Genomic DNA, 12,353 nt, shown 5'->3' on the forward strand with positions numbered 1-12,353 from the left:
TGCCCTAACGCTTTTCTGGTTGGAATGCCGGTTTCGGTGTCGTACTGGACGGCAACACTTCAAGCAAGTCTCCCCAGTAGTAGCCCTGCCCGTAGTGCACGCCGATTTCTTTAAGAATCGGAAGGTCATCTTTTACTTCAATTCCTTCCGCGACGATTTCGGCTCCCAGCGATTTCGCCACATTGACGACGCGCTTCAGAAGGCGTGCTTTCGCGGGTTCGCGCGACACACCACTAACGTACTTGCGGTCAACTTTGACCAGATCCGGCTCCAGCAAAATCAAACTTTCCAATGAACTTCTGCCAAATCCAACGTCGTCTATTGCCACCAGAATTCCAGCTTGCTTCAGAGCATTGACGTGATCTCGAAGATACCCGGGGTCACCAACAAACTGCTGCTCACTAATTTCTACGCAAAACGACTTGCCACTTCGATCGGTCGGGAAAAGCGCAATCAAATTGTCTATTGGTGTATCAAGAATCGTGCTTGGAAAAAGATTGATGTGAAAACGCAGATGATTACCAGTGTTGGCAGTTTGCGCAATACAAAGCTTAAGGCACAAAATGTCGACGGTGGTGAGAACGTTGTTTTCCACACAGACCCTGAAGAAATCAGCAGGGCTTTCGAAAGCTCCATCGGGTCCACGGCTGTACATCTCATAGCCGGCGACCTGGTCGCTGCCCAGGTCAATGATAGGCTGAAATACCGTGCGGAAATCTTTGCCGTCGCAAAGCACCTCTACGATATCGCGCGTGACTGGTCCTGCTTCTGGCTCAGGAGATGTGCCTTCCCGTGCCAGAGAGATGCGATTTTTCCCGGCCGTTTTGCTGCGCTTCAACGCCGAGCGAGTGACTTGCAATACCTCTTCAATAGATGTGATTTTTGGTGGCAAAGTGGCCACACCTACACTAACAGTGATACTGATCAACTCTGATGAGCAACGCAATGGAGATTCAGAGATAGCCAGGCGAATTCTCTCAGCAACACGCATGGCATAAGCCAATTGCGTATCGGGCAAAATGATGAGAAACTCGTCACCACCTACACGCGCAACGTGATCTGACGGTCGTAGCGTGCCACCCACACGTTTGCCCAACTCCTTCAAGACAATGTCGCCTACTGCATGCCCGAGGCTCTCATTTATCTTGCGGAAATTATCGACGTTGATCAGTACTGCAACCAACTGCCCGCCGACCCGTCCGGTACGATTTTCTTCAATTGGCAATACAGCTTGCAGTCCGCGAATGTTCAAAACTTCTGTGAGGAAATCGATGTTGGCTAATCGATCGAGTTGAGCTTTCGCAGCTTCCAGTTCAGCAACGAGCAAACGATTCTTCTCTTCAGCGTCTTTCAATGCCGGTTGACGCGAGCCGAGCACAATCCAGACACCAAAAATCATCAACCCGATGAAGATAAAGCAAATGTATCGAACATAACTGAGAGCATCACCATCTTTGGTGGCTTTATTTTCAAGCAGAGAAATTTCGTATTGTTCGGCGTCGCCAATATCTTTCCACAACTTCATGCGCTCTCGGTACTCACGAGAAGTCACGTAAAGGTCGCGGGCGGCGTTCTCACCCTGCTGCTTGCGAGCTTCGGCGCTCACACGCAACTGCTCGCTCAAGGCTTGCAGACGTTGTTCAATAGGACGGAACTTATCGCCATAAGCTTCGCCGTGTTCGTTGCGCAACTTGAACAATTGCGCATTGCCACTGCGCACAAACTGTTTGAACTGTTCCATGTAGGCATCATTGCCGGTGCCTATGTAACTTTGTTGCGCAATCTCTGCGTCACGGAAAGACGATTCTATCTGCTGCAATTCAGACAAGACAGCTTTGCGCTCGTTCATCCATGTAGTCAAATTAGCGCCAGTCGGACCACTGCTCATCAAATAAGCACATGCAGCACCGAGAACCAGAACCGCGACAACGCCCTGCACTACTTTGTTGTTGTCAGACGATGCCATGCGCAGTTGACCAGGATTGCTAAAACGCCATGTCAAGCAGATTCTTAAACTAGAGACCTAACCTGCCATTAGCAGTGTACCACCGCGCTATCTACTTTAAGAGTAGAGGCACCTTACCCGATTTGCCCACGCTTGCGTGAACGACAGGAGTAGTATCGGCAAACAGCGCCTTGATACGGCGCGCTTCAGCTGTGTGTCCGGTCTTTTCGCAAACTGTCTGGTAGTTTTTGAGGAATCGAATGCGGTCGACCGGGTCCTCATAATTGACCTTTTTCGAAACTGCAAGATAGTCCTGGAATGCCTTATAGGCGGCTTCATTGTTACCTTCCACCATGTAAATGCTGGCTAAAACGCCAAGCGCTCTGGCACGAACCGGGTTATCTTCGGGCGTTGACTCGTTCAGATTCGCAATTGCCTGCCTGGCCAGGCTCTGAGCCTCGGCGAGATCAGTTTTAGTCTTGGTATTCAGATCTTTGAATCCGAGTGTCAGGGCAAGATCGTCAACCACTCGAATGGTGCGAGGGTGGTGCTCGCCCAACCGCTTCGTCGTCAGGGCAAGCGCAGCGCGAAGGTTAGACTCGGCTGACTCGTAATCACTAATAGTGAGCGAATAGAGCCCGGCTAACTCATATGGCGCAATCAGGTATGGACTGTCGGCACCGTAAGTATCAGCGTAACTGGCGATCAGTCGTTCGTGAACAGACTGCAACTCGGCATTTGGGACTTCCGGATGCATATGATGAACGTTCGGCATGTTCAACAGTTTCGCCCGCAGAAGGTCGGGGTGGTCTTCCCTGAACAGCGTGTTCATCTCAAGCCAAACGTGCTGGGCTAGTGCATCAGCCTCGCGATAACGGTGCTGCGCTGTCAACACAGACAGTAAACCTAGCATCGTCCCGAGAGTCAGATTACTATGCCCATTGAGTCCGCTCCCCTTCAAAGCCATAACCCGATTGATGATACTTTCTGCATCCAGAAACTTACCGTTGGCTTCATCTAACGCAGCAATCGTCAACAGCGCCTGAGCTAATACCACCCCCGACCCGGGTTTATTGTCCAGTCGATCCGCCTCCGCCAGCTTCACCACTTCTTGCAGCCGATTCGAAGCTTCTTTGTACCTGCCGGTCTCAAATTCCAACTTCGCCATGCCCAGCTCGAGTGGCGCCAGCCGCGGTGCCTCGACAATTTTGTCGGTTGCTGGTGGCTTATTCTCTTTCGTCAGTTGACGGCGCATCTCGATCGCATCTTTGAACAATGGCTCAGCCTGCGCGAACTTGCCCTCTCTCAAATAAATGGAGGCAAGGGTATAGGCGTCGAGAATTCTACTTTCGACATCGGAAGAATCGTTTTTGTCGTGACTAAACTGCGCCTTGGAAGCGAGATCTTCAGCTTCTTTGAATTTGCCGTCACACATATAAACCCACGCCAGCTGCTGTGTTGCATTGGCTAATGATTGGGCGTGATTCGCTTTCATAGTCTTGATTAGCGGAATCAGCCTGGCCTCAGCCTGGGTGTAATGGCCCAGCTCGCACTGCTCCAGAGCAAATTGCCGAGGTTTTACATAAGTCTCTTCAGATTGAGAACACCCGAGCAGCAGCGTCGCGGCAAGGGCAACAGTGCCCAAGCAACGAGTGGTGACTTTGAAGTCGCCGTAGCGCTTTAAAATATCCCACTCACTTTCTATAACCTGACGCAATCCAAAATATACACGAAATAAGAGAGGACGACATCGCTGTCGTCCTCCTTGTTGGTTTATCGGACGGTGGAACTGGAGGATGCACCCGGGACGGGTGCGCTCCATGGCACCGGGACCGGTGCGTTACATCATTAGTAGATGTAGAGCATTTCGCGGAACTTCGGCAACGGCCACAGTGAGTCGTCGACGATATTTTCCAATTCATCAGCCACTGCCCGAACTTCGTTCATCGCAGGAAGAACTTTGTTCTGGTAGAACTTGGCATGATTGTAGACATCGTCGTGATCATCTTCCTTGTGTATATGGCGCAAGGATTCGAGCGTTTCGATGTTTTCGCGCAATTTGTTGACCTTTTCAGCCAACTCACGGAGCATGCCTTCCTGTGATGTCAAATTGATACCACTGATTGCTTGCTTCGTCTGAACGACTGTCGTGGCAACTCTGTTTTGATACTCGAGTGCTGCAGGCAGAATCATCGTTGTCGCCATGTTGGCAGTCAACAGCGCTTCAACGTTAATTGTCTTGCAGTAGCCTTCCAACATAATGTTGTAGCGGCTAACGAGTTCATCTTCCTGCAAAATGCCGTACTTCGAGAAGAGCTTCTTAGCATCGTCTTCGATCAAAACAGGCAATGCTTCAATGGTGCTCTTCAAGTTAGGCAAACCACGTTTTTCCGCTTCGTCGTGCCACTCTTGCGAGTAGTTGTCGCCGTTGAACAAGATTCTCTCGTTCTCTGCGAGAGTCTTCTTCACGACCTGCTGAACAGCGGCGTTGAGTTCGGTACCGGAGATGATCAGGTTTTCGATCTCAGTAGCCATGTAGTCGAGCGATTCTGCAACGATGGCGTTGAGAATCGTGTTCGGCCAGGCAATCGATTGACTGCTGCCCACGGCGCGGAACTCGAACTTGTTGCCTGTGAAAGCAAATGGTGAAGTGCGGTTACGGTCGGAATCATCGCGAGGCAATGCAGGCAATGTGGAAACACCAAACTCGATTGTGCGTCCGGAAAGATTTCCAGTTGCTGCTTTACCGCTGATGATTTGCTGCACAACTTCGGTCAACTTGTCACCGAGGAAGATGCTGATGATGGCAGGTGGTGCTTCGTTGGCGCCAAGTCTGTGATCGTTACCGGCAAAAGCAACGCTGGCACGAACCAGCTTGGCATGCTTGTTGACGGCTCTAATTACAGCAGCGAGAACAACGAGGAATTGAGTGTTTTCTTGCGGTGTTTTGCCTGGTTCGAGAAGGTTGTTGCCTTCATCGTCAGCCATAGACCAGTTGTTGTGTTTGCCACTGCCATTGACACCACTGAATGGTTTTTCATGGAAGAGGCAACGCAAACCGTGCTTCAAAGCTGTTTTACGGAAGACTTCCATGAGCACCATGTTGTGGTCGGTGGCGACGTTGCTGTTTTCGAAAACCGGTGCAACTTCGAACTGCGCAGGTGCAACTTCGTTGTGTCTGGTCTTAACAGGAACACCAAGCTTGTAGAGTTCGTTTTCTGTTTCCATCATGTACGCGAGTACGCGTTCTTTGATTGAACCCCAGTAGTGGTCTTCCATTTCCTGACCCTTCGGAGGCTTGGCGCCGAAGAGAGCGCGACCAGCGTTGATCAAGTCAGGGCGCTGCAAGTAGAAGGCTTCATCGATCAAGAAATATTCTTGTTCTGGTCCAACGGTGCAGACAACGCGCTTAACTTCCTTCTTTCCGAGAAGGTGAAGCATTCTTGTTGCTTGCTTGTTGATGGCTTCAAGCGAGCGCAAAAGTGGTGTCTTTTTGTCCAGCGCGTGACCGCTGAACGAGCAAAATACTGTCGGAATACAGAGCGTTTTGCCGTTGGTGCTTTCCATGATGAAAGCAGGGCTGGTTGGGTCCCAACCGGTGTATCCGCGGGCTTCGAATGTGGAGCGGATGCCGCCCGAAGGGAAGCTCGATGCGTCAGGCTCACCTTGAATCAAGACTTTGCCGGAGAATTCGAGAATAGCCAGACCTTCATCGCCACCAGAGACGAGGAATGAATCATGCTTTTCTGCGGTCAAACCGGTCATCGGCATGAACCAGTGCGTGAAGTGTGAGCAGCCTTTGGAGATTGCCCAATCTTTCATAGCGTTAGCAACGATGTCTGCATGATTTGAGTCAAGACGCTCACCGTGGTCCAGGCAGCGAAGAACGGCTTTATAAACCGCTTTCGGCAACATTGTGCGCATGATATGACGGTTGAAAACATTCGAGCCGTAAATTTCAGATACGGTAGTTCTTGTGTAATCAACAGATGCCGACACTGGCTCGCGGGATTGAATCGCTTGAATAGCCGCTCTACGACTGCTGGAATGGGTGTTATTGCCACCATTCCGATGTGAATGTGCTTTCTTATTTTCTGTCATAGTACTCATTAACGATCTGCTCCTCCCCGTTTATATGCCCAAAGCCTTCAGCACGACACGCTTTCGTCGCATGCCGTCGAATTCCGCGTAAAAAATTTGCTCCCATGGTCCCAGATCCAATTTGCCATCAGTGACTGGCACCGTCACTTGATGATTGATCAAGATCCGCTTTAGATGCGCATCTCCGTTGTCTTCACCAGTCTGGTGATGTTGATAGGAAGGATCAACTGGTGCCAGTTTTTCCACCCATTTGTCAATGTCTTTGAGCAGGCCGCTTTCCCAATCATTTATATATACGCCCGCGGTTATGTGCATCGCAGAAACCAATATAAAACCGTCGCGCAGGCCCGATTCTTTACAAAAGGCCTGCACGTCGTCTGTTATTCGGATGTATTCTCTGCGCTCTTTGGTTTCGAACCATAGATACTTGGTGAAGGCTTTGATGCCGTCTGAAGTTTTCACGATCTCTCCACGCAAAAGTGAGATAGCGCCTGGGTCCAAATGGAATACAGGCAGGCTGGCAGCTCGGCTAAGATCTTACAACGCCACCTCTGCCATTGCGATAGTTTATGAGGTTAAAAGCGAAAACCCGTTACACAAGGGATCTCAGCGGCTGTCGCCTTGATACTTTCTTGATATATACGACGGCTATTTACAGCTGCACACGCCGGCTTGGGGCTCGGTCTTGATGTCTTAACCGCCCAATTTTTGACCGGCTGCAATCTTCAGGTGCTCGAGATTCGCTGACGGAGCGGCTTTCGGTATAGACTCAAACTGAGACCAGGCATTCTTTACATCGAGCGACTTTAATGCGCTGGTCGCTCCCTCATACTCAACATACTGCGGAGCCGCGTGCTGCCAGGTGTATCCGTTGGTGCCAGGACGATTATGAAGGAGGAAGGCTTGCTTATTCGCATCGTCGAGGATGAGAGCCTTCAGCTGCGCTTCGCCGCTGCCAAGCCCTTTCTGACCGATGTAGAAGGTGCGGTAGTCGCCGCTGCGGATGATGCCCAGATCTTGGGTCGCAGTCAAGTCATAAAGACCGGGTCTTGGTCCAACTTCTGTCGGATGCGTGTGGATGAGAGCGCGTCCGCTTCTGTCTTCAAATTTTGGTGTTACTTCAAATTCTTTGCCAGTGAAGATGCGGCTCGCCCTGCCGGTTTGCAGGTCGAGCGAACGTGCAAGTTCTGCTCCGGATTTTGGTGCCAAAGTTTCACTCAACTTGAGCGCATCGACTGAACCGGCTTTGAGAGTGCCTTCCGGCAACATGGTGGCACCGGGACCTCTGAAGGCAATCTGCTCTTGAATCGGAAATTCGATTGGTTTGGTGATGTTTTTATAGGCGAAGTTTTGCAGCGCTTCCGAGCGCGCAAGTGAGATGGATGCTGCCTTTCCGCCGAGCATGAAACCGGGCAAGCCCTCAGCCATGGTGGCACCAGTTTTGCCGAAGTCGAGGCTGTATTTGTTGACGAGCGAGTTGCGCTGAGCATCTGAATTTGCATTCCAGGCATCGCCGAACATTGGTGCAGTTTTGGAAATGACACCAATTCCTGCCAGCACGCCAGTCGCCAGAAGCGCCGCAGCCGGAGCCGATTTAAATGCGAACCCTGTGGCGTAACCAATTGCCGCAGACTCGAGGGTCGTAGTAAGTAATTTGCTTTTATTGGTAGCCCAGTCTTTCTGCACTTCATCAAGAATTGCGCCTGGCGTAGCTAAGGCGACGCGCCCGGCAACATTAAACTCGTTCTCGATGTTCTTGAAACTGAAGTCAGACATGGCTTCCGGCAGGTAGGTTCATCCACGGTGATCCTAGCCCCAGGGGGCGCGCATGTCATTGGGGAAACTACGAGGGCAGGGCGACGTCGCGCTAGGGCGCCGCACCGATCCGCCATGGAGCGCCCGCATCTTGCGGGCAATGGAGCGCCCGCATCTTGCGGGCAATGGAGCGCCCGCATCTTGCGGGCTTAAAAAAAAAAGCCCGCGGGACGCGGGCGCTCCATAAGAATTCGTGCCTGGTGCGCGAAAAGCCCGCGGGACGCGGGCGCCCCATCAGGATTCGTGCTTGGTACTGTCCGAGTGCGACGGCGCCGATGGCGCGCTTGGCTGGTGACTCTTCAAACTTTCGAGGCGCTCTTTGGCTTCGTCCTGACCGGGGTCAAGAGCGAGAGCGTGAGAATAGGCGCTGGTGGCAGCTTCAGCCTTTCCTTCGCGTTCAAATACTTTGCCCAGATGCGCCCAGAGCCCGGCGTGCTTCGGACTCAGCTTGACCGCTTGCTGAAATTCAGTCTGCGCAGTCGCCAGATCGCCCTTGCTTTCAGCCATCCAGCCCATGTCCACGTGCAACGCGGGGTCTTGAGGTTCGAGCTTAACAGCCTCGGAAAGTTGCTTTATAGCGCGGTCGCCGCCACCGTTGTCGGCAAGCAAGAAGGCGAAGTCAGCGTGCGCATATCCGTCGGCTGGATCTTCGCTAAAACTGCGCATGTAAGCCGTTTCAGCCAGTTCGAAATCTCCCTTGTTGGCATACGAGAAAGCCAGAGAGCGCTCAATGGCAGCGTTTCCAGGCGAATAAGTGAGTGCCCACTTGAACTCGGCAATCGCTCTATCCCAGCGATTCTTGCGCCCATAAGCTATTCCCTGCTGGTTGTGCAGTTTGGCGGCATTCTTCTTGAAGGCGATTCGCTCGTCTTCATTCAACGGAATTGGCTCACCGAGCCCGACTACCATCATCAACTCAGCGAGACAACGCGACGGTTGGGCCGTAAACATAGACAGCAAGCACAAATCGCGATGCGCCACTTTCAAGTCAGGCGAAAACATGATGGCTGCCTGATATTCAAGCTCAGCCATTTTCAAATTCCAGCGCGACCAGTAATAGCGAGCCAGGTCATAGTGCTCCAGAGCCTGATTGAGTCCGATTCTTCGAGCCGTAGCGGCGCGTTCCAGAGCAGCAGAATAGTCAGCGGCAGCGTCATTGCTAGCTTCTGCACTAGCGGCTCTCACATCACTCGACTCAGATTGCTCCGATTGGTCCAATTGCTCAGACTGCGCCTGTTCCGCGACTGAGTCAGATTTATCCGGCTTCGACAGCGCCTGTGCCACTGTCGCCTGAGGCGCTTTCGATTGCGACTTGCCGACTTTCGACTGCTGCCCATCGCCCGCAAATGCCAGCGGAACAGATGAAGAAACGAGCGCGGTCAACGCAATCACATTGAGCAGCTTAACTTTGATAGATGGCATGCCAAAACTCACAACTGGGTCGATAACTCATTATGGCATCGAACAAAGCTTATTGCTCATGACTTTATGACTGGTAAAACTCCGGGGTTTTCCCTGTATGAACTGCGCAAAAGGGACGAACACTGTTCCGGAACCTAAACGGCGACTATCGAAATGCCGCAAGCATCGGCTCGGGCAATCATCTCTTCGCGCTCGACAATCATGGTTTCGTTGGCTGCCAGCGCCAGAACGCCGCCACCCTCCTCGCATTTCATCGATTCAAGCGTCGTCATGCCCACTGCAGGAATGTCAAAGCGCTGGTCCTGCCCAGGTTTGGCAACTTTCACAACAACCACAGGACCGCGCGCAAGCTGCACAGCCCGCTTGATTGCTTCATCTGTACCCTCAGCCGCTTCGACAGCCAGAAGAATGCGATTGCGAACAATGACAGTCTGACCAATATCCAGGCGTGCGATTTCCTTGGCAATCTGCATGCCGTATTCGATATCTATGTATTCTTTCGCGTTGGGTTCACGTTTTGTGATTACGCCGACATCGGGAAACAATTCCCGCAGAAACTCGGATTGAGTTAGAACCTTGATGCCTAGCCCCTCGATCAACTCGCCCATGCGAACTTGAATGCTGTCGTCAGTCAAATTGGAAAGCTGGGTGAGCTCGCGAACGGCAGTCCAGTCGAACTTATGGATGTTCTTGAGAAGATTTAGCTTGCGAATTTTTCCGATAAAAACGGCGTAATTGCACTTATTGTCCTGCAGCAGCTTGAAATTGCGACCGATCTGACCAGGCGCGATTTTGATGGTAACGTCGGCGGTGGTCTCAACGTTCCGATAAGCTTCGTCTGTCAGGGCCAGGCAAACAACCTTGAGGCCACGCGCCTTGGCAGATTTCGCGAGCAACAGCGGAAGGGTGCCGTCACCGGCGATGAGCCCAAGCGTGCCGGACTTCGGACCTGCTTCATTGATTTTGTCGGCTGCGGAAACTTCCGCCACAGGCGATCCTCCAGAGTTTACGAAAGTCTAGCACTCGGTATCCCGCTCCACCCTTGCGTGCAGCTAAGAAAGTCTGGAACGATCTTCGCATTAATGGCGTGCCGGCTGCATTGCGGTGAGCGAGATGGTCAAGATTTTGTTATCCTAAAACTACGCGTGCGTGTTCAGTTGGTCGAAACTGGGCGTTCAGGGTAATTACCAGTTTTGCTTGACATCGAGAAAACAACACGATTAAACTGGGCTCAGGTTGCGCCGCTGCGTGTTAAGCGGCTTGATGGATACGGGAGAAGCAATGACCAAGTTCTCGGCACCTCTGTTAACGGCTTTGTCGATTGCAAGCGCGGCAATGGCGATTGCACCGGCGCTGGCGCAGCGTCAGTCTGACCCGAACATCGGGCACTTCTATATGGCGCGCCAACAAATCACAATTACTGATGAGGCGCCGATGGTGAACGACCAGCGCACTAATCCAGCCGCAGCTCAGGCAGGAATGGGCGGAATGCCAGGCGGACCGATGCCGTTGCCCCGGGCCGGGTGGCAGCCATATTCCCAATCGATTCCAAGCTTGAGAACCAGCCTTCCCAAGACTAATAATGGCGTTCCCGAAAAGGCTCCGCCACCGCCGCCTATGGGGATGCGGGGAAGAGCAGGCGGCTTGATTAACGGCCCGAAGACAGCCGCGAAGCCCAAATCTTCACAACCTCCTGCGCCTTCGGCTCCCGTCGTGAAAGCGTACTCGCCATATAAACAGTACGCACCTGACTCAGCTGCAGCTGGATCGGCGGCCATGCAGTCCAACTCAGCCGTGCGCGGTAGCGTGCTGCACTGGGCACGCCCACGGAAGAATTATTAGAACCACTCACCACACATGGTGCCACCAGCCCCGCCACGGCTTTTGATTTTTGCTGCAGTTACTTCTCTAACAGCTTCCTTTCTTCTCCAATAGGGGTAAGCTTTCGGTCAGTACGCGAGATCAGATCGACTATCATCGGTTCCCTCTGTGATGCCATCATGATAAACGGCATATTTGTTTTCGATTTGATCAGTATGTGACCAGGCAGCTTTTGGATCGCAGTGATCTGTTCCCACGGTATGAATGCACTTCCAGAGCGGGTTCTCAAGAAAAGTCCTTCGTTGCTTGGCTGTAAGATTTGAACAAATCTTGTTCTATGCAAGTACATAATCACGATTGGAATGATGATCATCAAACCGTAAATCAGACCATAAATTAAGAGGTGTTCTGTAGTCTCAGCGGAGCCAGCTCGAAACATCCCGATGACTAAATTAACTGCTGCGAACGCTCCTGCGAGCAGAATCGCGCCTGCGGCCACCCACTGTGTATCGAATTGCCCATCCGGGATAATTTGGGCTGGTGTAGACGATACCACATGCGGTGGCAATCGTTTTTGAATGAAATTGAACAAATGATCGCTATCGGTCAAATCTTTGGATAGGTAAAAAACCTCCCCATTTTTACAAACCACAGCGTACTCGTGAAAGCCTAATTCGGTGCTTCCAGCGAGAAAGAACTTGTCAATTTCATGCCAGGGGACTCTCCGTTTGAGTCCTGGACTGGTGAACTGCAACTCCAAGTCAGAAGGTTTAACTTCCAGCACGTGATGAATGTGATGCCATACGCAAGGGGAAATGAGTGCGATTAGACTGAGGAACGCGAAGCTAAACATTGCTGCCAGATAAGCGATCTCAGCTGGAGTCGTCACTTTTTGATAAGCCATAAACACATAGATAGGCATGATCGTCAGGGTACAGATAACTGCCCTGATGGAATGATTTTGATTTGGGTGGACAGGTTCTTTTTTTCGAACACAAAAAAAGTAAGCCGTCTGCCACCACTGTTTGCGCGCGAACCCGTCCAGTCGATGCACGCGCACCGAAATCGAATTATCATTGTTCATGGTTTCAGTCCGATAGATTTCGCTGGTCTTAGTAACGTCCCAACTATAGCCCGAACCGCTTGACATCCGCTCGGTTTTAATAGGATGTTAACAAATCAGTCTATGTTGATTCTAGCGTTGCATTAAGCCAAAACGCTACCAAGAGACGAAAGGCAATCGCAGGAA

At 51.7% G+C, this 12,353-nt stretch carries 9 protein-coding genes; 1 reads left to right on the forward strand and 8 read right to left on the reverse strand.

Annotation, left to right across the window (positions count from 1 at the left end):
* Window positions 1–4: 4 nt before the first annotated feature.
* The 7 genes from EKK48_26855 to EKK48_26885 form a co-directional block, all read right to left on the reverse strand.
* Window positions 5–2,002, reverse strand: a complete 1,998-nt coding sequence (locus EKK48_26855) for an EAL domain-containing protein (protein RTL35983.1) — start codon at window positions 2,000–2,002, stop codon at window positions 5–7.
* Window positions 2,003–2,057: 55 nt separating this feature from the next.
* Window positions 2,058–3,767, reverse strand: coding sequence for a tetratricopeptide repeat protein (locus EKK48_26860; GenBank protein RTL35984.1), 1,710 nt, complete (start codon window positions 3,765–3,767; stop codon window positions 2,058–2,060).
* A gap of 26 nt (window positions 3,768–3,793) precedes the next feature.
* On the reverse strand, window positions 3,794–6,055 hold the full coding sequence (locus EKK48_26865) for a glutamine synthetase type III (GenBank protein ID RTL35985.1): 2,262 nt from the start codon (window positions 6,053–6,055) through the stop codon (window positions 3,794–3,796).
* Window positions 6,056–6,076: 21 nt separating this feature from the next.
* Window positions 6,077–6,490, reverse strand: a complete 414-nt coding sequence (locus tag EKK48_26870; protein ID RTL36170.1) for a YjbQ family protein — start codon at window positions 6,488–6,490, stop codon at window positions 6,077–6,079.
* A gap of 249 nt (window positions 6,491–6,739) precedes the next feature.
* Window positions 6,740–7,822, reverse strand: coding sequence for a hypothetical protein (locus tag EKK48_26875; GenBank protein RTL35986.1), 1,083 nt, complete (start codon window positions 7,820–7,822; stop codon window positions 6,740–6,742).
* A gap of 273 nt (window positions 7,823–8,095) precedes the next feature.
* Window positions 8,096–9,283 (reverse strand): tetratricopeptide repeat protein, encoded by a 1,188-nt coding sequence (locus EKK48_26880; GenBank protein ID RTL35987.1) that lies wholly within the window; start codon window positions 9,281–9,283, stop codon window positions 8,096–8,098.
* A 134-nt stretch (window positions 9,284–9,417) separates the two neighbouring features.
* Window positions 9,418–10,272: an LpxI family protein gene (locus EKK48_26885; GenBank protein ID RTL35988.1), complete on the reverse strand. Its 855-nt coding sequence runs from the start codon at window positions 10,270–10,272 to the stop codon at window positions 9,418–9,420.
* 292 nt (window positions 10,273–10,564) lie between these two features.
* Between EKK48_26885 and EKK48_26890 the strand changes: the two genes are divergently transcribed.
* A complete protein-coding gene (locus tag EKK48_26890; protein ID RTL35989.1) occupies window positions 10,565–11,125 on the forward strand; it encodes a hypothetical protein in 561 nt (186 codons plus the stop codon).
* A gap of 58 nt (window positions 11,126–11,183) precedes the next feature.
* Here the strand turns inward: EKK48_26890 and EKK48_26895 are convergent, their stop codons facing one another.
* Window positions 11,184–12,188, reverse strand: a complete 1,005-nt coding sequence (locus EKK48_26895) for a hypothetical protein (GenBank protein RTL35990.1) — start codon at window positions 12,186–12,188, stop codon at window positions 11,184–11,186.
* Between the last annotated feature and the right edge of the window lie 165 nt (window positions 12,189–12,353).

It is taken from the genome of Candidatus Melainabacteria bacterium, assembly GCA_003963305.1.
GTDB lineage: Bacteria > Cyanobacteriota > Vampirovibrionia > Obscuribacterales > Obscuribacteraceae > PALSA-1081.

Bases quoted from the DNA above. Each gene is read 5' to 3' on its own strand.
- EKK48_26860 (RTL35984.1), bottom strand. From the start codon at position 3,767: ATGGAGCGCACCCGTCCCGGGTGCATCCTCCAGTTCCACCGTCCGATA.
- EKK48_26865 (RTL35985.1), bottom strand. From the start codon at position 6,055: ATGAGTACTATGACAGAAAATAAGAAAGCACATTCACATCGGAATGGT.
- EKK48_26875 (RTL35986.1), bottom strand. From the start codon at position 7,822: ATGTCTGACTTCAGTTTCAAGAACATCGAGAACGAGTTTAATGTTGCC.
- EKK48_26880 (RTL35987.1), bottom strand. From the start codon at position 9,283: ATGCCATCTATCAAAGTTAAGCTGCTCAATGTGATTGCGTTGACCGCG.
- EKK48_26890 (RTL35989.1), top strand. From the start codon at position 10,565: ATGACCAAGTTCTCGGCACCTCTGTTAACGGCTTTGTCGATTGCAAGC.
- EKK48_26895 (RTL35990.1), bottom strand. From the start codon at position 12,188: ATGAACAATGATAATTCGATTTCGGTGCGCGTGCATCGACTGGACGGG.